Raw genomic sequence first — 26,090 nt, forward strand, 5'->3', positions numbered from 1 at the left:
GTTTGGTTAGTTTGCATCGCGGTACATGGACTCAATGTCTTTGGCCAAATGTTGTTCAATGACCTTACGTTTCATTTTAAGGGTAGGGGTGAGCAGGCCTTCTTCCACAGTCCACGGTGAGAGATTTAAGGTGATTTCTTTTATGAAAATAAATCCTGGGAAACCACTTAACAGTTTGTCCACCCTGTCTTTAACGACCTCTTTTACCTCAGGGAGCCTTAAGGACTCCTGAGTTGCAGGAACGCCTAGCTTCTGGGCAAACTCCTCCCAGAAAAATGGATTGAGGACGCAAATGAGTGTGAGGTAGGGGCGTCCCTCTCCAATCACCATAGTGTTTTCAAACATCGGATCAAGGCTGATAGCCATTTCCATATCGGTGGGAGACACCTTCTCTCCGTTACTAAGAACGATGATCTCCTTTAAACGGCCCGTTATAAAAATACGACCATCTTCTAATCTTGCCTTATCGCCTGTATGGAGCCAACCATCGGTGTCAATTATTTCATTGGTGGCACTTTTGTTGTTCCAATACCCCTGCATATTGCAAGGACCTTTAACTAAAAGTTCGTCATGATCACCTAACTTTACCAATATGTCGGAAAGTGGTTTGCCAACAGAGTCGGGGTGGTTGTCTTCAGCCCGGTTGACGCTGACAACAGGGCTTGTCTCCGTAAGGCCATATCCTTGATAGATTGGCAAGCCAAGGCCTATGAAAAACTTGGAGATATCACTGGAAAGAGCAGCACCACCAGCGATGATGATACGGAGATTGCCGCCCAGTTTATCACGAACTTTTACTCCTACAAGCTTGTTTAGTATTGGTTGCAGGAGAAGGGACGGCTTCCAGCTTGCCCTCTTTTGTGTGAACAGGAAATGTTGCCAGCCAGTGTCGATTGCCTTCTCAAATAGTTTTGTCTTGGCAGGAGATGCACTTTGGACCTTGGAGGTGATGCTGGCGTACATCTTTTCAAAAATTCTGGGAACTGCAACCATTACAGTTGGTTTGATGGTCAAAAGATCTTCAGCCAGGTCCGGGATGGATCTTGCAAAAGTAACACTGGCACCGGCCATTATAGGTAAATAGTATCCGGCTGTTCGTTCCAACATATGTGACAGTGGCAAAAATGATAGAAATGAATCACTTGGGTAGATGTCCATGGCGAGAAGCCCTGCATAACTGTTGGAGAGAATGTTTTCGTGGCTCAGCATAACTCCTTTGGGTGGGCCAGTGGTACCGGAGGTGTAAACAATGGTCGCTGTGTCTGAATTGGTTGGTGTAAAGACGCCAGTATCTGTTTTGTCTATTGCAGGAAGCCAGTCACTAAGGCAAATCAGTAAAGACTCTGGTTTCTGGACTTGGCAATCATCTATGGTGATTACTCTCTGCAGGCTGGTTACATCTCTTAATTTGGGGGCGAGATCGTCGTAATAGATGCTGCCGGGACAAATAAGGACCCTTGAATCAGTATCTTTTAATATATAGGCTATATTCTCAGGCCTGTCGTTGAAATAGAGCGGAACAACTATGAGGCCAAGAGATAGTGCCGCCTGTTCGAACATAACCCAGAAAATGGAGTTTGGCAGCATTATGGCCACCCTGTCACCAGGGGTAAGATGTTCATTTTTTAGGGCAGCCCTCCACTGGCAAAGATGTGTAAACATTTGTTGCCAGGTTACTTCTTCCCAGCAGGTGTTAGTTGCAGAAAAATGTGCGTAGGCAACCTGGTCAGAGGAGCGCTGTACTCTTTCTAAAAATAGTTCAGAAAGAGAATCGCAAGAATGGGCAGAGATATAATCGGTAGGGCTGTTTTTTGTCATTGGTCCCCCTTGTTAGCTAGAATAAATGAGCCTGTTGAAAAAATAAAATTTTCGTCCAAGGTTGAGGCTTGTGATAAATTTTACCACAGGCATATAGCTGATATCTCGAAGTCTCCGCTTATTTAGTGCCTTACCATTGAACTTCTGTCCTAAATAACAAGAAACGCAGTGAGCTATGCGAAATCGTGAGGTCGAATTAACCGACAAAGCTCTTTCCCAGCTTATTTTCTGTTTACTGGGGTTAGTATATTATAAGCTTTCACCAGCCTGGTGCACAAATAATATGTTGCCTATCTGGTTCTGGAATTAAGTTTTGCTTTCTGGTAACGTGTTGTACAAGTAAAAGATTGTTATCAGTTTAGTCCTTTGGGGGGCATTTTAGGTCCTGATGTATCATTTTTTATGAATGGATTTTGTGAAAGTGGTTACATCTGTCAGGTAAGCGTACGACTTCAGATTGAAAACTGAGCTGAGTGTCGGTTTGTTTTGCGATTTCTGTGGGTAGGTCTTTTTGAGGGATACCCTTGCTAGGGGTATTCGTTTTCTGATTTTTTTTTAATTTTAAAATCCGAATAGATAAACTGGTTGTATGAAATTGAATTTAATACGAGGCTACTATGAAAGTTAAAAATTTGTGTAAATGCTGTCTTGTAGTGATAATAGGTTTGTTTTCATACACAGCTTCCTGGGCAGAAGAGGTACCCTGGACGAAGAAACTACCCTTTGAAAATGCAACAATCAACTACACCATTAGTGGATTGGAGCAGGGAGAAGAAATACTTTATATACGTGATTACGGGAAAGAACAGGCGACTTATTCGGATTCAATCACCAAGATAATGGGGATGGCAGTGGAGGAGAAGAGGGTCGAGTTTGTTGATGAAGATTATGTTTATTCATACGATCTTCAGGCCAAAGAGGGAACTAAAAGTGTTAATCCTCAAAAATATATGGCCAAAGCCTATGCTAAGTTGACCCGGGAAGAGAAAAAACAGGTTTTGAAAAATGCCGAGGAAATGGGCACTGCTTTTACGAGTGGAATGGGCGGTAGTATTCAGGAGAAGGCCACTGAAATTCTGGGGTATGAGTGTGACAAGATAGATATTATGGGTGGTGGTGCGACCTATGTCATGCATGGGACAGGAATCCCGCTTAAGGTTGAAGTCAACATGATGGGGATGAAGCTCGTTACTATGGCAACTTCCGTTGATACCGGGAAAATTGATCCCAGGCATTTTGTACATCCCGTAGGAATAGAAGCAAAGGTTGATCCGGAAGCAGATGCCGTGGCTGAGGCGATGGGCCAGCAGGTTATTGATTCTCTCAAAGATCCTGAGGCTGCCGAAAAGGGCATGAGTGCGCTGCATGGTGCTGCGGCCCAGGAAAATATGACAGAAGAAGAAAAGCAGATTATGGAAGAGGCAGGAGAGCTGCTCAAAGGAATGCAGAATATCTTTGGTCAATAAAGAGTAGTACTGAATAGTTTTAGGAGATGTTGAAATGAAACGAATTATGCTCAGCTGTCTATTGATGCTGACCCTCGCTGCCTGTGGTGGTGTTGATGTGCAGACAGAGATTAGTGAAAAAGCCGATTTTAGTCATCTGCTTGCTTATGGTTGGTTAGATATGAAGGACGCTTCCCTGGAGGGCGTTCGGGTAGACAACCCTGATGTAGCGGAGTGGGTTAAGGTCTCTGTTGAGAAAGAGTTGAAGAAAAAGGGGTATATAAAAGCCACTCAGGGACAACCTGATTTTCTGATCAGCTGGTTTGGTGCTGTGGAAACAAAGGTTAAGGTTGAGTCTGTTTCTCATTTGTATAGCTCCTATGGTTATGGTCCAGTGGCTTCGAGTATGCCTCTTGAGGTTCAAAAGGGTGACACCAGTCGCGAATACAAAGAAGGTACTATATTGCTTGATGTGCTCGATCCTGTTAGTCACACTATGCTTTGGCGGGGGAGCGGTACTGATCGTGTTTTAAAGGATCTAGACAAAGAAGAAGCTGCCCTTTATGTGAACAGGTTGGTTGGAAACATACTCAAATCATTTCCAGTAGCGAAAAAGTAGAAGATAATTTTCGTAAAAAAGCACGTATATTTAGTGGGTTGTTTGTTGGCTTGTGATTATCTTTAAAAAGATAAGAAAAAGATGTTAAAAATCTGTTGACAGCTTAGGGCGAGCAGTATATATTGCCCGCCTACGTTGCTTCAGCGATAAAAACAAACTTAATCGCAACATGATTAAGAGCTGATAAAACGAACGCTCCTCGATAGCTCAGTTGGTAGAGCAGGTGGCTGTTAACCACCTTGTCGCAAGTTCGAGTCTTGCTCGAGGAGCCAGTTTACTTCAGGTTCTCTTTAGAGCCTTTTTTTATATAGTCGGGGCGTAGCGCAGCCTGGTTAGCGCGCCTGCCTTGGGAGCAGGAGGCCGTAGGTTCGAATCCTACCGCCCCGACCACGAAATATAAGGGTTTCAGCTTTTTAGCTGGAACCCTTTTTTTCGTTTTAAGCATAAATTAAGCATAATCGATGCAGTGTTTTGTGATAGGGTTAAAAGAGTGTCAAATAAAGATTGCTGGTGGGGTGAGTGCTTTCAACGTAGGTCTTTTGGAAAGGTAGCCATTGATACGACGTTTGAGGAAATCAATGTCAGAACTAGATACTTTAGTGCCATTTGGTATATGCCAGTCAGCGAGCATTTCGATTTCCAAAATGAAAAAACCACTGCGTTTGAGTATGTTGATTTTAGTCCTGGAGGTCTTGCTGGTGTCGGTTACTTCGATACCGATTGGTGAGCCGATATTTCCGTAGTATTTGTAGTCAGGGTCTAAATTGAAGCAACAATCAACATATACCTTTTTATCACTGTGGACTGGATCACATATTTTCCATTCATCACTTGCTGATTCTATTTCTATAGTAATCTCCTTTCCATGTACCAAAAAATGAAATTCTGACATCCTGCACAAGGCGGCTTGTACCAATTCATGAGCAATACCTTTACTACCTCTACCATGCCCACCCCCTGTTGGAGTAGTTAAGTATGAGAAGCTTGAAGCTCCACTCTTTCGTTCAACAGGGAATAGATATCTCAGGGCGTTTAGGTCAAACAAGTATTTCCATTTCTCTGGGGTCAGTTTTGGACGCTGAAAGGGGGGTAATATTGAAAGCTGATTGACAATTATGTGGCTGTTTGGCGAAATAGTAGACATTCTAGTCGGTAAGTTTTGAGCTGTCTACTAACTTATGAATTAAGAGACACGGGGGTAAGGAAAGCTAGTTTGCGCTGTGTGAAAAAAATTTGGTAAGATCTTACTGCAAAACTTAAGAGCGGGTTGTTTCCAGGTCCTCTGAATGGAGTATGTACTGTTTTGTCTCTAGAGACATTTATGTGTTGTATTTGAAAGAAAAATGTATGCATAATTCTTTCAAAAATATTTAGAGTTGAATGTTGCAACGAATTGTAATAGTGCATTATATAGAGAGAATATTGGAAAATATTTTTTGGTTAAGGCTCGTTACCCTTTATACGTTGATGCGGTTGACGATTCTTACTGAGACATGATGAGAATTTTAACTACTATGTAGTTAAAAACTACAAGGAAATAGGGTGTCTTTTTGTTTTCGAGAAGCAAAAACATTTTGATTAGTTCTAATTAGAATATTTCCATGGGCACTTGGGGCTTGCACTTATCATCTGAAGAGGTAATGTGAGAAAAATGTATACTTATTTCTTTCAAAATATCGATGACTAAACATACAAAAAGTGTTGATTATAAGATAATTAGCAGAATTTATGGCAAGAAGAGGGGGTGGGTCTTTACTCCAGGAAGTTTTAAGGACCTGGGCTCTCGTTCTGGCATAGATATGGCACTGATGCGTTATAAGGAAAAAGGCACAATTCGGAAGTTAGCACGAGGGTTATATTATTATCCGAAAGTGGATCCAGTTCTTGGTTTTATGCCCCCTTCCACTGAGGATATTGCTCGAGCTCTTGCTGGTCGAGATGCGACAAAAATACAACCGTCTGGTGCTCATGCAGCAAATTTGCTAGGTCTGACGACACAGATTCCAATGAAAATGGTGTATTTAACAGATGGTCGGTCTAGAACGGTTAAGATCGGTAATCGTCAGATTGTTCTGCAGCATAGAGAACCGAAAAATTTAGCAACAGCTGGAAAAATTAGTGGCCTCGTCATACAGGCACTAAAGTACTTAGGGCAAGATCATGTTGATGATCAACTAATTGAACAACTTGATCGACGTCTCAGTAGTGCTGATCGCGAGGAATTACTTAAGGATATACAGTACGCGCCAGAGTGGATATCTAAAATTATTATAAGGTTAGGTGTGGACTTATGACCATGTTGAAATTTCTAGAGTTGACTGACGAGCAGCGGAAAGCTGTGTGTACTGCAACTGGAGACTCTTTATCGTTACACGAAGTTGCCGTAGAAAAAGATTTCTGGGTGTGCTGGATTTTGAAGAAGCTATTTACCATTCCTGAATGGGGAGCTCATTTGACTTTTAAGGGAGGAACATCTCTTTCTAAAGGATGGGGGTTAATAGAAAGGTTTTCAGAAGATATTGATATTGTAATTTACCGTGGGCACCTCGGTTTTGGTGGTGAAGATGCACCTGAAAATGCACCCAGCGGGAAGCAGAAGAAAAAAAGGAGCAAGGCTCTAACTAAAGCTTGTCAGGAATGTGTCTCAGAGAAGATCGCTCCTGCATTGTCCCATGCTATTGGACAGGAAATTCCTGCCACTTTTAATTGGGAATTAAAGCTTGATCCAGATGATTCCGATGCTCAAACGTTGCTGTTTGACTACCCTTCTGTTTATGGTGAAGAATCTTTATATCTTCGACGTGCCGTCAAGATAGAAATGGGGGCTCGATCAGATGTTGATCCCGCTGAGTCAATAATGATTTCCCCTTATATTAACAAATCGTACCCTGACTTGTTTACAGACTCATTTGAAGTGAGGGCTGTTGCTCCTGAACGAACATTTTGGGAGAAAACAATGCTGCTACACGAAGAAAATTGTCGAGAACAAAAAGCCCGACGTTTTCTCGCCCGGCACTATTATGATATTTATTGTCTTATGCAGGCGGGCATTGCAGAAAAAGCAGCACGTGATCTGGATTTATTTCAACGTATTCTTGAGCATAGGATGTTCTACTTCAAGCACAACTGGATGGATTACGGAACTATTGCCCCTGGAACTCTCCGAATACTTCCCTTGCAAGAACATATGGCAGATTGGGAGTCAGACTATAGAGATATGGTAAAGGAGATGTTTTATGGCACCGCTCCATCATTTGATGAAATAATCGTTGCAATTAAGGATTTTCAGGATCGGTTCAATACCTAAGTGGAAAATTGTTATTGCTGGTACACATGATAAGCCTTGCGGGCTTAATTTCTGAACAAGAGGGGATAACGGAGACGTGGCACCTGACACCCTGAAGATGTTGATGTGCTTATCTTCCATGGACCACTGGCAGGTGTTCTTGATGATGTGAATAGGGAACTGAATGGACTCTGTTAAGATTGTAAAAGAAAAAGTAGATATTGTTCAAATTGTGATGGAGTCTGGAGTGGGGCTTAATCAAATAGGTTCTACCGGTCGATATATTGGTTTGTGCCCTTTCCATGGGGGAAAAGAACCCTCATTTAGTGTAGAAAGCGATAAACAAATATTCCATTGTTTTGGATGTGGTGCATCTGGTGATGTTTATAGCTTTTTAATGAAACATCGAAACATTCTGTTCAAAGAAGCTTTAGCATATCTCGCAAAGAGAGTTGGGAAATCCCTAGCTGAGTATAAACCAAAAGATAGACAGGAATATAAAAAGAAGGAGCAATGTTATAAATTTGTATCTAGGGTGGTGAATTATTATCACAATACATTATTTAATGAATTCATTGGTGTAGAAGCATTTGATTGCCTTGGGAAACTTAATATCACAAAAGAAATGTGTGAAAAATATAAAATTGGATATGCACCAGATCCTGAAAAGTATGGGTACAAATATTTGTGTGATAAATTTAGTGCTACGCAACAAACGCTTGCCCTAGAATTAGGCTTAATGGCAAATAGTAATGGGAAGGTATACGATACTTTTAGAAACAGAATTACAATTCCTATAAAGAATAAAACGGGGCAGTATGTTGCACTTACTTCACTAAACACAGGGGACGTAGGTCGAAAATATTTAGTTTCAAAAGAGTCCATTATTTTTAAAAAAGATCAAACCATTATTCGATTTCAAGAGCATTTAGCAAATATGCTTTCCCATCAAGAAGAATCTTATAAGTGATAAGGAAATTACTAAAACACTATAGCCTACTATCACTTAATGCCAGAATGTTAGCTATCAAAAGTATTGATGCCGATTATGCTAGATAAAAAAGAATACCAACAAACGAGAACCCAGCTGCTTGGTTGGGTTAAGAAGCAGCTGACCGGCTTTGATTTAGAGGATGATAGACTGGTTGGGGTGCCGCCTCTCGACCGATTTTTTTCTGGTATTCTTTTCCCATTACAGCAAGCAGGTGAGTTAGGGGCAGATGATAGCTGCGAAGAAGAACAGGGCAGTCAACCTGTCCGAAAGAATCTAAAATACACGCCACCGTCTTCTGCAGGGTTTTCATTTTATGTAACAGGAAAAGAGGTAGCATTACGAGTTAACTGCCAGGCGGTCTGTTACGAGAAAGAGGAAAAGGGAAGAGACGAGCAAGGGCGTTTCGTTACGGGTGAGGATCAATGGAAGCGAGGTTATTTAGCAAATAAAGATGGTGAAGAAAAGCAATTTTTACCTGATGGAGATTCTGAATACACTGTACTGGGTGGTAAGGCTCGCCTCTGTACTTTGTGGCGGCCTCATGAGGACGGCTATATCGTTACAGTTTCTCTTTCTAATCAACAAAGAAGTGATGAACAAATACCACAAGTAGAAAAATATATTGATTTGAATCAAAAATCTCTCTTTGAAACAGCCCTAACTTGTTTTGTAGAAAAAGGAGAGGTTGCCAATTATCCATCGGTTGACCGGGCGTTACTGACCGAAGAGGAGAAAGAACTTGAGCTTCGCTACAAAGATGTCCGCATTCTAGCTGTTGGTCATGGAACTGGGGTCGATTGGTTTGTTGATAAACGAGGTATAACTGTGATCCTGGCTGATTTTATGCCTTCAGTCGAAGTTCCACAGGTAACAGCCAATACCGGAGATGCAGGTTCTAATATTCTTAAATTTGAATATCTTTGTTCCTGTGATGAAAACAGTGATGTCGTCGAAGATCTAAAAAGTTTTGTTGCTGGTTACAAAAGTTGGATTCATAAACAATCCAGTGATGCACGAACTGAAATTGAAGAAGATCAGCAAGCTGCGAATAAAATAGTCAACAATCAGATAATAGCCAAAGAGCGAATGGAAGCTGGAATACTTCTACTCAAGTATGACGCCAATGCTAGATTTGCCTTTTCTCTTGCAAACAAAGCTATGGTCATGCAGATGCAGGCTGTTGAAATGGCAAAAAGTGGCAAACCTGTAGAGAGTAGTAAGTTCGGGTGGAGACCTTTTCAGCTTGCATTTATCCTGATGACTTTAGCTTCTGCGGTTGATGGAGATGATGACTATCGTGATATTGTTGACCTGATCTGGTTTCCCACAGGTGGCGGTAAAACAGAAGCATATCTTGGTCTTTTGGCTTTTTTGATGATTTACAGGAGAAAGCGCTATCCATCAAGCCATGGTGGAACTGTTGCTATAATGCGATATACGCTTCGTCTTTTGACCGCCCAGCAGTTTACCAGGGCGACCAAGGTTATCTGTGCCCTTGAGCTATTACGACAAAATGACCCGGCAATGCTTGGCTCAGAGAGATTCAGTATCGGTTTATGGGTTGGTCAGGCCAGTTCGCCCAATACTTGCAAACAGGCATTTGACTATCTGAATAAAAATCAATTGTCAAAGTTTATCATCACAAGTTGTCCTTGGTGTGGAGCACGTTTTACAAAAGAAAATTACGCCGTAGATGAAGATTCTTTTTATTACAAGTGCTTCAACAAAAAATGTGATTTTGGGTGCAAAGGTGACAGTACACTGCCCTGCAACACAGTCGATCATATGCTCTATAAGAACCCTCCCAGCCTGCTTATCGCGACGGTTGATAAATTTTCTCTGCTCACCTGGGATGAAAGACCAGCAGCTTTTTTCGGAAGCAAGGGGAACAGGCCACCAGAGCTCATTATACAGGATGAACTTCACTTGATAGCGAGTGAGCTTGGATCTGTTGTTGGATTATACGAACTTGGTATCGACGTTTTACTTGAAAAAAAAGGGGTCCGCCCCAAATATGTAGCGTCAACGGCAACAGTAAAAAATGCAGAAACTCAGATTCAGGCACTTTATGGTAGGGAAATGCAGGTATTCCCACCTTCCGGACTACGGTATGACGATTCCTATTTCGCAAAAACGGTACCTCTCAGCGTAAAACCAGGGCGAATGTATATCGGTTTCCTGGCGAACTTTCCATCACGATTACGCTGCCTTTCCCCTTTGACAGCAACCTTGTTGGCCGCCCCAGTACATCTTTTCAGAGATCGTGAGCTTTTTATGGATAGCTGGTGGAGCCAGGTGATTTACCACGGTAGTTTGAAAGGTGTAGGAAACAGTAGAACCTTATATCAGAGCAGTGTTCTGAAATACCTGAATCGGTTGATTTTAGAAGGCATGAGGATCTCAATTGAAGAAGTCAGACCTGGCATTTTGGGTGACAAAAAGATCAGGGATATTGAAGATTATCAAAAAATAAATGATCCAGAAATAAAACAAATTGTAGACCAGTACCTCCCTGTTCGTAATCTCTTGGTAAAAACTCTCACCAGCAGGCAAACAGCAGAGGAAAACAACAGAGTTTTTGATCAGTTGACAAAAGAATACAATGAAAACTCTGCGATTGATATTCTTCTGGCAACAAATATGATTTCCGTTGGCCTTGACGTGGCCAGACTTGCTGTCATGATTATCAATGGCCAACCACTGACAACTTCGGAATATATCCAGGCGAGCAGCCGAGTAGGGCGTTCCGATACTCCTGGCCTTGTTTTTGTAAATTACTATAAAACACAGGCAAGAAGCCTCTCTCATTATGAAAATTTTCGTTCATACCACGAATCATTCTATCGTTTTGTAGAACCTTCAAGTCTTACTCCTTTTACCTATCAGGCAAGAGAGCGTGCATTGCATGCAGCTTTGGTCATTGCAATGCGGCATGGCATTGCATCCCTTACAGCTAAAGATGGTGCGGAGAATTTTTCCAAGGATATGGAAGAGGTTCAAGAAGTCATTGACCTCATGGAAAGAAGAATTAAAGATGCAATCTTACCTTTTGATCAGGATACTGTCAGTGAAGAAGAGTACACGGAACTCCTAGAGAATGTGAATCAGGTTTTGGAACACTTACATAGACGTGTTGATGAATGGGATCAGGAAGCTGAGGATGTAAAAAATAGAAGAGGAAACCTGAATTACTGTCGAGACAGTAATGACAGAAGCGCAGAGGGCCTAATGGTTGATTTTACAGATCGAACTGATGTCCGGAAGTGGAAGACACTTCGCTCAATGAGAAATGTGGAAAATAGTGCTCTGCTAAGACTTGTGGGAGGCGTAACACAGCCATCATGAAACAGGAAAAGCTATATACACCTCTAAGATTTTCTCATCTTACCTCATATGCAGGGATAGGTTCAATTGTCCGGGACAATGAAGACCGATTAATGACCCTGGTGGACACAAGATACTGGACTGATAAAAATGGAATCTGTACAGCTGAACCCTTAAAACGTATTTCCAGTGAAATCAGAGTCTGTTGTGCTGGCGGTAAAAAGCTCAAGAAACCGCCCGTAGCCGGATATGACGACAAGAAAGGTGTTGTGGGTCATGCCCTTCCTGGCGTGGTCTTCCCAAAATGGACAGTATGTCCTAAGTGTAAGCTCCTTCACTATAATCCATGGCTTGATCAGGGGATCGGTCTTTTCGAAGATCCTATATGCTCCAACAAGGCATGCAATGGTGCAAAACTGGTACAGGTAACCTGGTGTGCAGCAAGTAGCCAAGGGTATCTTGACGATGTCCCCTGGCACAATGTGTGTCACTTGAATAGTACCCAAAAATGTGAACGGGACAGTGGGAAAAGTTATCTACGAATCAGTGCGGACTCTTCAGGCAGAACGATCGTCAAATGTGATAAATGTGGCAGATCTCAAAAGATAAATGGACTTAAATGCGGCGTGATTAATAGGCCGCAGCCCTGGTTGAAATTTTCCTATAGCCCTGATTTTGAACCTGTAGCGGGAGACGATGTTAAGATTTTAGAGGTAAATGATCCGAGAGTGTACTCTCCTCAAACGTCAAATGCCCTTGTGATCCCTCCTGAGTCAAGGGAAGTTGCCCGTACTGTCTATGATCGCATTGCGGGGAGTACAGCCATTTTGCAAAGAATTGATGCTATACGTTCCTCAATGAAGAGGAATGCAGAGATTGGCCGATTAGCAAAAGAATACGGTTGCACCAAAAAAGAAATGGATGTGGCCTTAGAGAGGTTAAGTCACGAATCAGAGGATGATGGGGTTACGGGTAATGATTTTGACTGCAAAGATCAGTCCCTGCTTCGTAAAGAGTATGATGCATTCTTGACCCCCATAGATGACCTGAAAGAAGAGGAAGATTTTGTTATCGACATAAAAAGTAAGGCTTGGAAGCAAGAACTTTCTTCTCTAGGTGATACTTTAGAACAATTTGTTGTCGGTAGACTTGTTGATCAGCTCGTTATGGTCAAGAGGTTGAGAGAAATACGTATCTATAATGGTTATAGAAGATGTCCAAATGATGATAACGAAGGCGAGGATGATCAGGAGGGAAGGCTCGTTTCCCCGTGGGTTATTGGAGAACAAGATTGGCTACCAGCCATAGAGCTTTATGGTGAGGGTGTTTTTTTTACTTTAGATGAAAAGTTGTTATCTCTTTGGGAGAAAACAACAGCTGTAAGGCTAAGGGCAGATAAGCTCTATGAGCATTACGAGAAGTCACCATTATTTATCGATTCATTGCCGCCAATTGAGCCGAGGTTTCTGCTGTTACATATTTTCTCGCACCTTTTGATGAGGGAACTTGAGGCAATGGCAGGTTTTCCAGCTGCTTCCCTGAACGAAAGGATTTATAGCTCAGAGGTGCACAAGATGGCGGGAATCCTAATCTACACAGCTGTCCCTGACATTGCCGGATCGCTTGGAGGTATACTTGAGTGTGCCAAGCCCAAAAAATTTCTCTCGCTTCTGCTTAACTGTTTTAGGCAAGCTGCATGGTGCTCACTTGATCCCGTCTGCTCCGAGCATGAAGGACAGGGGCCGGGGCTGTTGAATAGAGCATCTTGTCACGCCTGTGCTTTAGTACCTGAAACAGCATGCAGCTACAGCAATGTATTTCTGGATAGAAACTTTATAAAAGGGAATACAGAGGCAGGAATTCCAAATTTGCAGGAGTTTGTACTCAAAAATTGTAAGTGAAGTTGATGGTATAGCAATTATGTTGACCACTTTATCTTAAGAGAAGAAAATGGCAAAACGATATCTTAAATTACCAGGTTACGCCGAGTTGACTAAAGAGCAGGATGCAGCCATTGCACTTCCGTTTGAAGGACAATATTTGGTTGTTGGTGGCCCTGGAACAGGTAAATCAGTAGTAGCACTCATTCGTGCCCGTATGCATAAAGATGAGGGAAAACAGCTCCTGCTTACTTACAATCATATACTCAGTGAGTACTGTAGTCAGTTGGTAGAAAAAAGTGTGGATTGCGACACCGCAATTTCTTGGTTCTGTAACAAACATTATCAGTTGACCGAGGAGTTTGTTCCAAAGCGACAGCCCACAATAGAGGAAAAAGAGCAGAAAAGGGATCTGTCTTACTCTTATGATTATGGTTCCATTATTGAGTGTTATGAGAAAGGTGATGTGAAAAATCCTGGAGAATTCCCTCACAATCTCAGTATGATTATTGATGAGGGACAAGATTTGCCAGAAGGTTATTATTTAGCACTAGATGCAATGGGTTGTGAGAATTTTTTTATTACAGCGGACCAGAACCAGCAAATAAGGGAGAATGAAAATTCCTCTATTAGTGAACTTGCTAACTTACTTGGCCTGAGTGTCCCGAAAATTGGTGAAGTATCAGGTCCAAGTGATGTTATTTACCTTTCAGAAAACCATCGCAACACCGCACCAATCGCAACATTTGCCAATCATTTCTATACAGATAATTCTAGTCCAGCTCCACAGATTCCTGAAAAAACCTCTGTGGATACACCTGTGCTGTATGAATATAAGCTGGTTGTTGATTGTGTAAAGATGATATTAAGGGAAGCGGACAGTGATCCCTCTCTTCTGATAGGGGTAATAGTTGCAACTGACACGAAACGAGAAGATTATGTACAAAAATTGCAAAAAACTGAAATTCCTCGTGATAACGAAACGCCTAGAGTTAAAAGTTACTCTGCATCTCAAAAGGGCAATGTAGAGATTGATTACTCAGAAGGTGGAATTGTCGTTCTCTGTGATAAGTCTGTTAAAGGAATTGAGTTTGACTCCGTTTATATTATTATGGATGGCCTAAAAATTCACAACAACAATACTACATTGATGAAAAAACGACTATTTGTAATGGCCTCAAGAGCTATGAATAGGCTGGTTCTTTTCAAAGGTGTCTCTTGCAGCAAAGATATAGCAGAGTTGCTACCCACTGACGAAAATTTATTAGAAAGGGATATTTTGTAAAATGGCTAATACTAACAAGAATCAAGGTCGTTGGTTTTTCCCAACAAACAAAGGCAACCTTGGAGCAGCCCTGCTTTGTGGATTGTTACGAGATAAGAAGGGGTATGGTGAGGAAAAATACTATTCTGATGTTACAGAGAACTTTGAGAGTGGTATCCCAATTTATCGTGGTACATCACAAGAATTAAAAAAAGTATTGCACAGTAAACATCCAGACCAAACTAATTTATCTAGATGTTTGCTGGAGATAGATCTGCCTTTGTTGAAAAATATATCTCTTGATGAAAATGTTGTGCTGTTACCCGCGCCATTACCAATCTCATCGGTAAAGAAAATTGTTTTTGAAAATAAGGAAATAGGGGACCAAATATTCAAAATCATTTCTGGGACAGATGACAACATACCTTTAGCAGAACTTAGCTTTGGAAGCGAGAAAGACCTGTTTGTCCGCGAAAATTCTTTGCTCTTGAATGAAGAAGGTGATGGTAAGCAAATTCGCGCAGAAATATATAAACCTCACGGCCAAGTTTGCAAACCAGTTGATTACGATAAGGTGTTTGCCTATGGAGGAGTACTCTGCATGTTATTTTATTTCGCCAAGAATGGTGAGGTGGCGAATAGTATGCTTAATGCTTTTGGTAAAAAAACTGACAACGTTTCTTCCGTAAAAGAATACCATGATATTTTCAAGGTTGTTGAAGACTTTTTTTACACCAAAGGTCACCCTGAATCCTTCTCTCCAGCTTCAAGAGTAATCAGGGAAGTGGTTACAATACTCTGCAGTGAAAAAGACTTTGGCGTCCAATTGGGACTCATTTTAGATACACTTAAAAGCGAAAAACTGCTTGGTGTTTTTGAGGACAAGTACAAGGGGCGTATTTCAGAGATAGCAAATAAACTCAATGATTTTTATAAAAAGAAATTGGACGAAACAGCTAGTCAAACATTTGCAGGTGAGGAAAAATCAGCTCTCGCCCGGCAACTCCTTTATCTGTTTTTCAAAGACATGCCTGAAAAGGTAATCGATGAAAAGTTCTCAGCTATTGATATGAAACAGGAGGAGATCGTTCTGGTGGGTATGCTTGCCGGAATACGGTTTGGCTTTAATGGGATGCCAGCGTCACTAAGGAAATATTCTGGCCTCTATAGATACGTTTCACATAAGATGGCCAGCTATGCACATGAAATGGTAGAATCTGACTTGAAGCTAGGGAACTTTACCCCACCTAAGACTGTTTTTGACATTGTGTTACGGAAGGGAGTCGCGAAAGGCAAAAAACTTGATTTTTTAAGTTGGTTTTCGAAAAAATACGGATTGGATTCTTGTTTCGAAACAAAATTGTCAGGGAGTCAGATAAAACAGTTTATTGGAAAGATAATGGAGATAGCCGGATGCATGGCAAGGGAGGCTCTGGGGAAAATATTCCCTAGTGACGTTACAGTTCCATCTGAAACACCTGTAAGGCCAAAAGATATAACTCTTGAAGGTGTTATTGTTCCTGACTGGTGTGTTGAAGATAAAAAGTACTTTGGAAAAATGAGGGATGTTGCTATTACCAACGGAGATTATGAAGAGATTTTAAGGAAATGCAAATAATCCCATCAACACCCTATCAAAATGGCTCCAGTGCTGAGTCTAAGGTCTTTTACCGGATCCGAAATTGTTTTGTATCTGATAATAGCCACACTGCATTTCATTCCCTGAATCTAACAAGGCATGAGAGTAAACGGTTTGGTGAGGCTGATTTTGTTCTGGTCAATTCGTTTGGCCTATTCGTTCTGGAAGTTAAGGGAGGCCGTGTAAATTATCAAGATGGACAATGGATAACTGTTAATCGGGAAGACCAGATTTGTTATATCCAGGATCCGTTTAAACAGGCTTCGGGAGCTATGCATGGAATTGCTAAGGCTGTTGGGGAGTCTGGTGACATTGGTGAGACACGTCTTGCGATCGGGTATGGTGTTGTCTTTCCCGATGTTGAGTGGAATAGTAATAGTTCGGAATGGGACCGGGCCACAATTTGTGATCTGAATGACTTTAGACATTTTGAAAAATGGCTTAGGAGATTCTTCAGTTACTGGCGAACAAAACCAGGTAATGATGTACGGTATGACTCAAAGCAGCTCGACAGTCTAAAACAATTCCTCCGACCTGAATTTGAGCTGGTTGAGCCACTCTATCACATACTGAAAAATCAGAGTCGTGTAGCGGTTAAACTCACAGAGGATCAGTATAAATATGTTGATATTGCGGAGGTAAATAATCGTGTCCTCTGCTATGGTGGAGCTGGAACTGGTAAAACATTTCTAGCAGCAGAACTGGCACGGCGATTAGGTAATAAAGATAAACAAATCCTTTTTTTGTGCAAGTCAAACTGGTTGAGGCAATATTTGTCAACTTTGATAAAAGGATGTCACCTTACATTCTCAACAATTAATAGTGTCAAGCTGGATAAAAAGCGTAAAAGGATTAGGAAGTTTGACGTGTTGATTGTTGATGAAGGGCAGGATTTGTTTAATTTCAACGATCTTGACAATATGGACTCTCTTTTAACAGGAGGTCTCAAGGCTGGAGAGTGGTACATATTTCATGATGTAAACAACCAGGTTGGGTTGTTTGAAGATGAGAACAAAGGGCAGGTTAAAGAAGTTCTTGCCCATTTAAAGGATTGCTCACCTGTTAATATCCCTTTGACTACAAATTGTCGTAATACTTTTAATATACTTGATACTATTCAGTCTTCACTCCAATGTGATGTGGGAAACACAGGTACTGGAGAAGGACCAAAAACAGAAGAATTTTTCATCTCAATTCAACAAAGAGGTGAAGCTCTTGAAAAACTGATAACGAAATTACTTAACCAGGGTGCAAAAGAGTCTTCAATAACCATCCTTTCTCCTAAGCCTTATTCGCAGTCTTCTGTTGCGCTTCTTCCTAAGGATATTGGTAGAGGAATACAAGAACTTGATGAGTACTCTGTTCGTTCTTTTCCGCCGGCAAAGATGAGCTTCTCAGAGATAAAAAACTTCAAAGGGCTTGAAAATGACGTAGTTATTGTAGTCGATCTAGCAGCACCAAAGAGCATTCAGAAAACTGGAGATAAAACTCAGCATTATGTCGCCATGAGTCGGGCACGGGGGCTTCTTTGTTCAATTTGGATTAAAGACCTTGGTACGTTACAGTCGTGACTATTTAACTTCGAAGGGAAGGCGGCTGTCACCGATATATCCAGTCTAATCGTCATCTCCTGATCAGTTGAGTCGGGACTCCACACTGTCATGAAGAACATTGATGAAAATGTGATGATACTGAACATTACTCATACATCTCATGATGCATGAATAAGAAAAAATCGCATTTTATATTTGTTCAGTGATTGTTAAAATTAGATTTTCTAGTTTTCCAAGTGCTTCTTTTTTTTCATCCAGATAAACAAATCTGTCATAGATCTCCTCCACTCCACTTTGTACATGACCGATAATTCTTTCGGCAATATGGAGTGGGATTTTTTGACGGGCAAGAAGGGTGCGCATTGTTCGCCTAAGGTCATGTCCGGTCCATTCTGATACCCCTGTTTGGCTAATTAACTTGAGTCTTGCTTTCCTTATACTGGTTGTTCTTCCTTCTCCTTGATAACCAAGCCTATTGGTATTGTGTTTACTGGGAAAAAGCCATTTTTCGTTACTTAATCGTGGTTCTATAATTTGCCAGGCATAAGGCGGGAGGGGAAGTATGTTTGGAGATTGGTTTTTCGCTCGAGGTGGGGCTGGTACAGTCCACTGCTTGTGCCTATCGTCAATATCACTTGTTTGCATAGCACAGATATCTTGAGTTCGTTGACCAAGAAGCAATAGAAGTTTGTATATGTCCCTCATGTTCGAGCTAAGGATATCTGTTGCAGTCCATATTTTTTTTATTTCTTCGTCAGTGAGAACTCTCTTTCGGCTGTATTCTGTGTGTTTAATCTTTTTTATACTTGGAAAAGTATTTGTTTCAATTAATTCTTCTTCGCATGCATGGTTGAAGGCTCTTCTAAGCAATTCAAGGGCACGGTTGGCCATGACTGGTGCTCCACGTTTGGTGATTATTGAGTGGAGTCCTTTTATATGTTGACGCCTGAGATCAGATGCTTTGATAGTACCTAGGTGAGGAATGATGTCTTTTTCACTAATGCGTTGGCTTTCGCGTAAACCCTTTGATAGGAGAGGTGTCTCTTTCAGATAAAGCTCCATGATAACAGCAATAGTTGGTTCTTTCTTTTTGATTTGTTTATCGGCTTGAGGGTCTTCACCTCGATCAATATTGCCACGTATTTTTCTGTACTCCTTTGTAGCTTCTTCAAGAGTGCATTCGGGATAGGGGATTGGAAGGCTGTATGCCTTTTGTTTACCATTCATCATATAGCGGACAATCCAAGTTTTCTTTTTAGCACCGACCCTGATCATAAATCCGGGTAGCGTCTTGTGGCAGTAATCAGTTTGACGGTTGTTTAGTGGCCTGAGGGATGCCGCTTCACGGTCAGTACTGAATTTTTTTCTTGGCGTTCTTTTTGGGGATGTCATTGCGGGAATAAGTCTAATAAATATAAATTAAGCATAATTAAGCATAATGGATGCGTGAATTTTAAAGATTCACTATGATACTTAATGAGGTGAAAAGAGTCAATAGAATGAGTTAAGTCGTGGGTGTATGCTGTTTCTGTTGGTTTCTTTGTGTGTCGTTGAAATACAATGCCTCCTGCCTTGGGAGCAGGAGGCCGTAGGTTCGAATCCTACCGGCCCGACCATTTATATGTATAAAAGCCAATCACTTACACAGTGGTTGGCTTTTTTCATTTCCAGACCCCCTACCTCGCATTTGACGTTTCTTTGACGTTTTACTGCATGCCAGTAATCCAATCTCAAAAAAGAATACCATTAAGTCTTAGTCTTCTCTGCTACAATGTGGGAAAATGAAATATTTACAGCCTGTTGTAGTTCCTTCTTGTATGTTGTTATTAAATATTCGTTGCTTGAAGCGACCTAACAGTTAATGAATCTATCGGTTCATTTAGGACTTTAAAGAACATCTTGCCTTTAAAGGAAAAGGGATGGGAAAGAAAATCATACTTGTCCATGGGCTAGGAGGGACTTCTGATAAAACTTGGGGGCAGTTTGTTAAACAGCGTCGAAATTTGACCCCCAATCAGCGTCCAAGGCTGACCCCTTAGTTTGGATCATTAATTCTTCTTAAAATCTCTTGACTCACTAATATAAAGAGGTTTTAAGGAAAATTAATGTCTCTGACAATCGATTCAAGAGGGGTCAATATTCAACGCTGAAAGGGGTCAATTTTGAATGCTGATTGACAAATGGGAGGAATTGCGGATTTTTTAAGCCACTCATTTTCTTGACGCAGTTTGTCTATTTCGGCTAACGCATTCTGATACTTCTTTCTCAGGTTTTCTATGTCATCAGTCATTCAAGCACACCCTATCAATTGCGGAATTGTGCTATTACTCGGGGGGGAAGCTTTGACGGTTATGATTGTGAAATAAAGTTAATTTCAAGTTTATAACCGACAGCCCGTGCATACTCCTCAATAGTAGAGAGTTTCGGAGAAATTTTAGAGTTTACATTCTCAAGCCTTGAGATGTTGCTCTTTTTCGTATTCAAGAGATCAGCAAGTTCTTCCTGGGTGAACCCGGCATCTTTACGGATTTTAATAAGCTGTTTTCTGAGTTCGTAAGCTGAAGACAAACGGTCATATTCACTTTTGACTTCTGGGCTCTGTAATGCTTTCTTTTTGAAATCTTTTAATGATGTTCTCATGATTTCACCTCTTTTAGCCGTTTCCTGGCTTTTGCTAATTCTTTTTTTGGTGTTTTTTGAGATTTTTTGATGAATGAGTGGAGGATAATTATCTCCTTGCCCTTGACTGTGCAGAAGAAAGATCTGCCAATCCCTTCTTTTCCTTTAGCCCTGATCTCAAACAGTCCTTCACCCATTGCTTTAGTATAAGGTAAGCCAAGTGCTGGACCGAACTCTTCTATCATCTCTGCGATGTGAAGGAAGTTTGCCAAAATCCCAGGAGGGAATGATAGAGTCGCTTGCTCGACCTTATCGCTGTAAAAAGTTATGTTCCAGTTCATGATTAAATGTTATCATAAATGATAACAAAGTCAATGGTTATCATACTGAGATTTGGGGAAGGTATTAGACGATTATTAGACGTTCTCGGAGTCCACGCTTACCTAACGAAATAGATCCATATTAGACAAAATAAGTGGGGGTAAAACGAAATCACTGTTAATGGTAGTTCGTTAATTTCCTTTAATAACGGGAGGTTGCTGGGTGGGCTAAAAACAGGGTCAGACGCCTTGGGAGCAGGAGGCCGTAGGTCCTAATCCTACCTCCCCGACCGCATAACGATAGGGGTTCAGCTTTTTAGCTGGAACCCTTTTTTCGTTTTGTTGGCGGGTAATGGTGGCGGTTTTCCTTTTTTAAGCTATTCTAAGACGGTTCTTACATTATTCTAGTATTCCATTCGAAAGCATTATCGCGCATCCCTACACCATAGAAATTGAGCAACATTTCAGCCGAGATTTACCTTAAGATGACAATGCGCTGGTTCCAAGGTACAGGAAAAAGGTCAACTTGAAGATTTTATCAAGTTGTTGAACTTGTTAATGGATATAACAAAATTGTATAAAGGATTATGGCTTTTTTGGTGTTGTGCGAAATGAAAATCATATAAATTCAATGAATTGTTAGAAAAAAACAACTGTTTAAAAAAGGAAAGAATGAAATTTAGTTTCAATTTGGAAGATGCAAGTCAGGTATTTGTAGGAGCATTTGCGCTCGCAGTGCCAATTTCCTTTTCTGAAGAAGCATGGCGATTAGGGGAAACATTGCCCTTTCCTAATTTGATTATGTTGTTTACCCTCTCTGTGTTATTGCGCTTAACCCCAATATTAGGACCACCCTCTTAGGTGGAATTTGCATTCCAAAATTGGTAATAAAAGAGGATGCAAATGAAAGGAAAAAGAAGAGCACATTCGGACAAGTTTAAAGCCAAGATCGCAATTGAAGCTTTAAAAGGAATCAAGACACTGGCTGAGTTAGCGACAGAACATAAAGTTCATCCCAACCAGATAACCACCTGGAAAAAGCAGCTGCTGATGAACGCAGAAGAACTCTTTTCACGTGGTAAGACAAGTAAGTCCAAGACAGAAGATGAAATCACAGCTCCACTTTATGAAGAGATTGGACGACTCAAGATGGATATTGAATGGCTTGAAAAAAAGCTATGAGCCTGCCACTATCAACCCGTAGAAATTGGGTGGAGGTGAGTCCTGAATATTCCATCAGACGACAATGTAGATTGGCAGGCGTATCAAGATCTTCTGTTTACTACAATCCTGCTGCTGAAACAGATGAAAATCTTAAGCTCATGCGGCTGATCGACGAACAGTATTTGCGGCATCCGGAGTTTGGTTATCCGCGAATGACTGATTGGTTGCGAGATAAGGGGTATCAGGTTAATCATAAACGGGTGGCTCGCTTAATGCGCCTTATGGGGCTTCAGGCCATAACGCCAGGGCCTCATACCAGCAAACCTGCACCAGGACATAAAATTTATCCATACCTTTTGCGTAATATGGATATTGAAGCGGTGGACCAGGTGTGGAGTATGGATATCACGTATATCCCAATGCGATACGGGTTCATGTACCTCGCGGCGGTGATTGATTGGTATAGTCGCTACGTTCTTGCTTGGGAGCTTTCCAATACCATGGAAAGCCTTTTCTGTGTAGCTGCCTTAGAGCAAGCATTGACCCAAGGTAAACCAACAATATTTAACACCGATCAGGGTTCACAGTTCACTTCTGAAGCTTTTACAGGGGTGTTGCTTGATAAAAACATTGCCATCAGTATGGATGGTCGCGGCCGTGCTCTAGACAATGTTTTTATTGAACGTTTATGGTGGACGATAAAATACGAAGACATTTACCCCAAAGCTTATTCGGATGGACATGCATTGCATCGAGGACTGAGTCGGTATTTCGATTATTACAACAAGGAAAGAGAACATTCCTCGTTGAACAAACAGACACCATTTGAGGTATTCTCAAAGCCGACTACGCATTGAAGAGAGGGGGGGGGACGGCCCCAAGGTGACAAACCCTTCCTGCTCGCTCCGCTTGCAGGAAGTAGGTTTAACGCATTAAGGACTCAAGAATGGAAAGGTACAAAGAAGAAAGGCTGAGTATGTTTCCATACACAGCCTCCCATTCTCAAGTCACTCACTACGGCGCTCGGGTCGCTCCTCAGCGTTGCCCTATCCTCCGAGTGAGCAGAACAACAGTAACACGGCTCTGTATTTGTATAAAGAAAATGGCATAAAAAAATGGCGAACTGACTTAACAGTCGCTGCAAGAAGGAACTGTGGATTCCACCTTAAATATATCTACCTGTGGTTTAAGAATAGGGGTAGCCGCATTATTTCTCGCCCTCTATACCTATCAAAGTGTGTTTCAGCAAAATGTTAAGTCCCGTTTAGTTGTATTTATTTTTCGTATAGTGGTAGCTTATTTAATGACAGCGCTAGTTGTTGGTTTGGTTTTACTGTGCTTAGATAAACTTCCCATGCTGGAGGATCCTATAACGTCCTTAAAGCGCATTATAGTTATCACTATGCCAGCATCTATGGGTGCAATAGTTGTGGATAGTTTTGATAAAGAGTGAGCCAAAACCATTTAACAAGCGATTACAAGCTGATTGCCCAAACGACCAGCGATAAAGAACACCTCCCCCCCCCAAAAAAAAAAAAAGCGGTGCAGTATTTTTGCTATCATAACAAGTAGATATTTCTTGTTTGTTTTTTTTGAAAAACTGGCACATTACAATTTGTTGCAGCAAAGCATTTTTCATACAAGGAGTTATGGTCCAGAACTCGTCATCCTGTCATAAAGCAACTCAAAAAATACGAAGGGCAGATAAGAGAAAGAAAACATGAGAAAATAGCTGAGTATGGTGAGTATGTGAAATGTGTAAACTCAATTTTTAACCAATCTCTACCTGTTCCAAATGAGATTGAGGAGAAAGTCACCTTGTTAATCTTTGGGTTCGATAACGATCAAAAAGAAGGCAGGTTAAAAAGACTAATCAACCAAAATAATTGGTACAAAGGCGTAATAACATACCAAAAAGGAGATGTGGGCAACGTAAAAACTCATGCACTCTGGAAAGGAAGAACGATTTAATCTCTACTCAAAACAGCCTTTTGAGCACTATATTCCTTTTCGTTTATCTCACCAGCAGCAAATCGATTTCTCAATATATCAAGTGCGCTATCACTTTGGTTTGAACGAGTGCTGGAAAATAGACTTTTGATAATACTAAATGTCAGATAGGCAATCAGAGCCCAGAAAAGGAGAGGAAATAACCACCCCATAAACCAGGGACCATGACCAAGAGATGGACCCCAGCCGCAAAAAGAGTTACCCCATTCAGATACGTTAGCTCCCCACATGATTGCTCCTTGTAAGAGTGTATTGATCTACAATAAAGTGCATACGTAATTAATTGATCACTGTAGCAAGTATACCACGATGTGTTGTGTTTGCATCTGTTTTTGGGGTCGCATACCTTGTGAGCAGGGCGGTTGCTAGAAAGTATCGTGCATACGGAAATCGCAAAGTACAGTAAGATATCAAAATGTTGGGCTCATGGGGACGGAAAACCAAACTAACGAGAACAAATTTACAGGTACTGATGGAATTGGTTATAGGGTGAAGTGGTTCTTATCTCAGAACCACTTCTGATCTCCTTCATGCTTTACTCTCACTTTTTCATATTCCTTAAGACAGTAACAAGTTTTAAATCGCTATCCTCCATTCCTTGATCATCTGTCACTGTCAGTTGAAAAACTAATTCTGGTGACTGCTTGCCTTTGAATGAAGGTGCAATAAATGAGACAACAGCAGGATCAGTTTCAGGGGTAAGGGTTACTGGAATCCCTGAGACCTGCTCCCACAAGTAACTTGTTATCATGCCATCGGGGTCATTAGATCTATTACCATCAAGAGTGACAACCGTTTTTTGTACTGCAAATTCATCTGGGCCTGCATTGGCGGAAGGGGGGGCATTGGATGTTACATGTTGGAGAACAACTAAGCCATTATTGTAGTCAGATATAACTACATCTGGCTCTAGGTCTCCATTGATATCTCCAGCAGTCAATGCATGAGGGTTATAATGACTTGCATACGGAATAGGGTAAAGATCTTCGGGGGCAAGGGAACCATCAGAGGTCTGTAAATAAACCCCCATTTTACTCCACCCACCATGCAAAACAACTAAATCATCTAAACCATCACTGTTGATATCTACCGATTGGATTGGTTCAGGGATATCAAGTGAAGGGTAGGAAACAGCAGGATTTAATTCTCCTACTTCATTTTGATAGAAAATTCCTATAAATGAGTTAGGTTTATTTCCTCCGTAGGTAACAGCTACATCATTTCGATCATCACCATTAAAATCTCCAACTGTAACTCCACCAGTAAGTTCATTACCTCCCAGATCGTAAAAAGAGACAGGATTAAAATCACCATTTTTATTCTGGATAAGAATTGCGAGGTTATCGTCAAACCCTTGTCCACTCATTACGATAATATCAAGTAGTCCGTCACTATTAACATCACCAAGTTCTAAATCATCATACCCACCATGAGGGGCGTAGTGAAATAATTCGGGATTTAATTCTCCTTGTTCATCTTGCAAGATGACCGCAGTATCGACTCCGCCCCATTCGATTCCGGCGATATCTTGCAATTGGTCGTTATTTAGGTCTCCCACTCTGATTTTCAGAGCGTGAGAAGTAGGATAAACCGTTGGATAATCTAGTTCACCATCAGGGGTCTGCAAAAATAATTGCAGGTTTTCGTAATTGCCGACTACAACGTCATGTAGCCCATCATTATTAATATCTCCAATATCTACAGAAACAGGTCTGTTACTGACGCCATTCAGCGAATGAATATAGGGCTCACTGAGGTTTCCATCCGCTCCCTGGTAAAACACAAACAGCTTGTTTGCATGTATATCCGAAGAATCACTACTGAACCAAGTTGTAACTACGACGTCATTTCTGCTATCATTGTTAACATCACCAATAGCTACCGCTTCAGCTCTTGCATTAAAATCAAATGGGACATATGGCTCAAGAAACAGGTTTTCCGCAGACACTGTCATGGGGACAAGTATAAGTCCAAATATAAGACTGGTCCTGATCACATTTATCATATCTCACTCTCCCTTCGTACTCTATCCAAATTGGATTTATCAAGAAATTCGTAATTTAGAGTAAACCTAACAAATTTAACGTAAGAGTAAATCCGTATAAATACCTATTTATTCATAATGTTTTTCAGGACTCAAGTAACCCCTTCAGAC

Annotated in this window: 19 protein-coding genes, 2 tRNA genes and 2 pseudogenes; 15 read left to right on the forward strand and 8 right to left on the reverse strand. The window is 41.2% G+C overall.

The window, feature by feature from the left end:
* Positions 1-6: 6 nt before the first annotated feature.
* The gene (locus ACX6CI_RS20980; RefSeq protein WP_458775601.1) at positions 7-1,818 is read right to left on the reverse strand and encodes an AMP-dependent synthetase/ligase; all 1,812 of its coding nucleotides are present in this window, start codon (positions 1,816-1,818) and stop codon (positions 7-9) included.
* Between the two features lie 617 nt (positions 1,819-2,435).
* Between ACX6CI_RS20980 and ACX6CI_RS20985 the strand changes: the two genes are divergently transcribed.
* The 4 genes from ACX6CI_RS20985 (at position 2,436) to ACX6CI_RS21000 (ending at position 4,272) form a co-directional block, all read left to right on the forward strand.
* The gene (locus ACX6CI_RS20985) at positions 2,436-3,284 is read left to right on the forward strand and encodes a hypothetical protein (protein ID WP_458775602.1); all 849 of its coding nucleotides are present in this window, start codon (positions 2,436-2,438) and stop codon (positions 3,282-3,284) included.
* Positions 3,285-3,318: 34 nt separating this feature from the next.
* On the forward strand, positions 3,319-3,882 hold the full coding sequence (locus ACX6CI_RS20990; RefSeq protein WP_458775603.1) for a DUF4136 domain-containing protein: 564 nt from the start codon (positions 3,319-3,321) through the stop codon (positions 3,880-3,882).
* A 196-nt stretch (positions 3,883-4,078) separates the two neighbouring features.
* A tRNA-Asn gene (locus ACX6CI_RS20995) sits at positions 4,079-4,154 on the forward strand.
* A 40-nt stretch (positions 4,155-4,194) separates the two neighbouring features.
* Positions 4,195-4,272: transfer RNA gene (locus ACX6CI_RS21000), tRNA-Pro, on the forward strand.
* 103 nt (positions 4,273-4,375) lie between these two features.
* Here the strand turns inward: ACX6CI_RS21000 and ACX6CI_RS21005 are convergent.
* Entirely contained in the window at positions 4,376-4,927 is a 552-nt protein-coding gene (locus ACX6CI_RS21005) for a hypothetical protein (protein WP_458775604.1), read from the reverse strand.
* Between the two features lie 634 nt (positions 4,928-5,561).
* Between ACX6CI_RS21005 and ACX6CI_RS21010 the strand changes: the two genes are divergently transcribed.
* The 8 genes from ACX6CI_RS21010 (at position 5,562) to ACX6CI_RS21045 (ending at position 17,840) form a co-directional block, all read left to right on the forward strand.
* Positions 5,562-6,176 (forward strand): DUF6088 family protein, encoded by a 615-nt coding sequence (locus ACX6CI_RS21010; RefSeq protein ID WP_458775605.1) that lies wholly within the window; start codon positions 5,562-5,564, stop codon positions 6,174-6,176.
* Complete coding sequence (locus tag ACX6CI_RS21015; RefSeq protein WP_458775606.1) at positions 6,173-7,189, forward strand: nucleotidyl transferase AbiEii/AbiGii toxin family protein; 1,017 nt, start codon at positions 6,173-6,175, stop codon at positions 7,187-7,189. Before ACX6CI_RS21010 ends, ACX6CI_RS21015 begins: the two co-directional genes overlap by 4 nt.
* Before the next feature lie 163 nt (positions 7,190-7,352).
* Positions 7,353-8,138 (forward strand): CHC2 zinc finger domain-containing protein, encoded by a 786-nt coding sequence (locus ACX6CI_RS21020; protein ID WP_458775607.1) that lies wholly within the window; start codon positions 7,353-7,355, stop codon positions 8,136-8,138.
* 78 nt (positions 8,139-8,216) lie between these two features.
* Positions 8,217-11,507, forward strand: coding sequence for a helicase-related protein (locus ACX6CI_RS21025; protein WP_458775608.1), 3,291 nt, complete (start codon positions 8,217-8,219; stop codon positions 11,505-11,507).
* Positions 11,504-13,387, forward strand: a complete 1,884-nt coding sequence (gene drmB, locus ACX6CI_RS21030) for a DrmB family protein (RefSeq protein ID WP_458775609.1) — start codon at positions 11,504-11,506, stop codon at positions 13,385-13,387. Before ACX6CI_RS21025 ends, drmB begins: the two co-directional genes overlap by 4 nt.
* A gap of 49 nt (positions 13,388-13,436) precedes the next feature.
* Positions 13,437-14,651, forward strand: a complete 1,215-nt coding sequence (locus tag ACX6CI_RS21035) for a DEAD/DEAH box helicase (RefSeq protein WP_458775610.1) — start codon at positions 13,437-13,439, stop codon at positions 14,649-14,651.
* 1 nt (position 14,652) lies between these two features.
* Positions 14,653-16,248 carry a hypothetical protein gene (locus ACX6CI_RS21040; protein ID WP_458775611.1) on the forward strand — a complete coding sequence of 532 codons (1,596 nt, stop codon included), beginning with the start codon at positions 14,653-14,655 and terminating at the stop codon, positions 16,246-16,248.
* Positions 16,239-17,840, forward strand: a complete 1,602-nt coding sequence (locus tag ACX6CI_RS21045) for a nuclease-related domain-containing DEAD/DEAH box helicase (RefSeq protein WP_458775612.1) — start codon at positions 16,239-16,241, stop codon at positions 17,838-17,840. Before ACX6CI_RS21040 ends, ACX6CI_RS21045 begins: the two co-directional genes overlap by 10 nt.
* A 171-nt stretch (positions 17,841-18,011) precedes the next feature.
* On the opposite strand, the gene ACX6CI_RS21050 is transcribed toward ACX6CI_RS21045, so the two are convergent.
* From ACX6CI_RS21050 to ACX6CI_RS21065, 4 genes are all read right to left on the reverse strand, one after another.
* Positions 18,012-19,214, reverse strand: coding sequence for a tyrosine-type recombinase/integrase (locus ACX6CI_RS21050; protein WP_458775613.1), 1,203 nt, complete (start codon positions 19,212-19,214; stop codon positions 18,012-18,014).
* Positions 19,215-19,962: 748 nt separating this feature from the next.
* Positions 19,963-20,112: a hypothetical protein gene (locus ACX6CI_RS21055; RefSeq protein WP_458775614.1), complete on the reverse strand. Its 150-nt coding sequence runs from the start codon at positions 20,110-20,112 to the stop codon at positions 19,963-19,965.
* 59 nt (positions 20,113-20,171) lie between these two features.
* The gene (locus ACX6CI_RS21060; RefSeq protein WP_458775615.1) at positions 20,172-20,462 is read right to left on the reverse strand and encodes a helix-turn-helix domain-containing protein; all 291 of its coding nucleotides are present in this window, start codon (positions 20,460-20,462) and stop codon (positions 20,172-20,174) included.
* Positions 20,459-20,782: a type II toxin-antitoxin system RelE/ParE family toxin gene (locus ACX6CI_RS21065; protein ID WP_458775616.1), complete on the reverse strand. Its 324-nt coding sequence runs from the start codon at positions 20,780-20,782 to the stop codon at positions 20,459-20,461. Before ACX6CI_RS21065 ends, ACX6CI_RS21060 begins: the two co-directional genes overlap by 4 nt.
* Positions 20,783-21,433: 651 nt before the next feature.
* Here ACX6CI_RS21065 and ACX6CI_RS21070 point away from each other — a divergent pair.
* The 3 genes and pseudogenes from ACX6CI_RS21070 to ACX6CI_RS21080 all read left to right on the forward strand — a co-directional run.
* A pseudogene (locus ACX6CI_RS21070) lies at positions 21,434-21,586 on the forward strand (DUF2391 family protein); the annotation flags it as partial.
* Positions 21,587-21,664: 78 nt separating this feature from the next.
* Positions 21,665-22,782, forward strand: a protein-coding gene (locus ACX6CI_RS21075) for an IS3 family transposase (RefSeq protein WP_458775617.1) whose coding sequence is annotated in 2 segments (ribosomal slippage) — positions 21,665-21,940 and positions 21,943-22,782 — 1,116 coding nt in all. Because the reading frame shifts where the segments join, the coding sequence is not laid out codon by codon here.
* A gap of 347 nt (positions 22,783-23,129) precedes the next feature.
* A pseudogene (locus ACX6CI_RS21080) lies at positions 23,130-23,378 on the forward strand (DUF2391 family protein); the annotation flags it as partial.
* Between the two features lie 514 nt (positions 23,379-23,892).
* On the opposite strand, the gene ACX6CI_RS21085 reads toward ACX6CI_RS21080, so the two are convergent.
* Complete coding sequence (locus ACX6CI_RS21085; RefSeq protein ID WP_458775618.1) at positions 23,893-24,165, reverse strand: SHOCT domain-containing protein; 273 nt, start codon at positions 24,163-24,165, stop codon at positions 23,893-23,895.
* Between the two features lie 311 nt (positions 24,166-24,476).
* A complete protein-coding gene (locus ACX6CI_RS21090; protein WP_458775619.1) occupies positions 24,477-25,940 on the reverse strand; it encodes an FG-GAP repeat domain-containing protein in 1,464 nt (487 codons plus the stop codon).
* Between the last annotated feature and the right edge of the window lie 150 nt (positions 25,941-26,090).

It is taken from the genome of Desulforhopalus glucosivorans (assembly GCF_054397165.1).

Bases quoted from the DNA above. Each gene is read 5' to 3' on its own strand.
- ACX6CI_RS20980 (WP_458775601.1), bottom strand. From the start codon at position 1,818: ATGACAAAAAACAGCCCTACCGATTATATCTCTGCCCATTCTTGCGAT.
- ACX6CI_RS20985 (WP_458775602.1), top strand. From the start codon at position 2,436: ATGAAAGTTAAAAATTTGTGTAAATGCTGTCTTGTAGTGATAATAGGT.
- ACX6CI_RS20990 (WP_458775603.1), top strand. From the start codon at position 3,319: ATGAAACGAATTATGCTCAGCTGTCTATTGATGCTGACCCTCGCTGCC.
- ACX6CI_RS21010 (WP_458775605.1), top strand. From the start codon at position 5,562: ATGACTAAACATACAAAAAGTGTTGATTATAAGATAATTAGCAGAATT.
- ACX6CI_RS21015 (WP_458775606.1), top strand. From the start codon at position 6,173: ATGACCATGTTGAAATTTCTAGAGTTGACTGACGAGCAGCGGAAAGCT.
- ACX6CI_RS21020 (WP_458775607.1), top strand. From the start codon at position 7,353: ATGGACTCTGTTAAGATTGTAAAAGAAAAAGTAGATATTGTTCAAATT.
- ACX6CI_RS21025 (WP_458775608.1), top strand. From the start codon at position 8,217: ATGCTAGATAAAAAAGAATACCAACAAACGAGAACCCAGCTGCTTGGT.
- drmB (WP_458775609.1), top strand. From the start codon at position 11,504: ATGAAACAGGAAAAGCTATATACACCTCTAAGATTTTCTCATCTTACC.
- ACX6CI_RS21035 (WP_458775610.1), top strand. From the start codon at position 13,437: ATGGCAAAACGATATCTTAAATTACCAGGTTACGCCGAGTTGACTAAA.
- ACX6CI_RS21040 (WP_458775611.1), top strand. From the start codon at position 14,653: ATGGCTAATACTAACAAGAATCAAGGTCGTTGGTTTTTCCCAACAAAC.
- ACX6CI_RS21045 (WP_458775612.1), top strand. From the start codon at position 16,239: ATGCAAATAATCCCATCAACACCCTATCAAAATGGCTCCAGTGCTGAG.
- ACX6CI_RS21050 (WP_458775613.1), bottom strand. From the start codon at position 19,214: ATGACATCCCCAAAAAGAACGCCAAGAAAAAAATTCAGTACTGACCGT.
- ACX6CI_RS21055 (WP_458775614.1), bottom strand. From the start codon at position 20,112: ATGACTGATGACATAGAAAACCTGAGAAAGAAGTATCAGAATGCGTTA.
- ACX6CI_RS21060 (WP_458775615.1), bottom strand. From the start codon at position 20,462: ATGAGAACATCATTAAAAGATTTCAAAAAGAAAGCATTACAGAGCCCA.
- ACX6CI_RS21065 (WP_458775616.1), bottom strand. From the start codon at position 20,782: ATGAACTGGAACATAACTTTTTACAGCGATAAGGTCGAGCAAGCGACT.
- ACX6CI_RS21085 (WP_458775618.1), bottom strand. From the start codon at position 24,165: ATGTGGGGAGCTAACGTATCTGAATGGGGTAACTCTTTTTGCGGCTGG.
- ACX6CI_RS21090 (WP_458775619.1), bottom strand. From the start codon at position 25,940: ATGATAAATGTGATCAGGACCAGTCTTATATTTGGACTTATACTTGTC.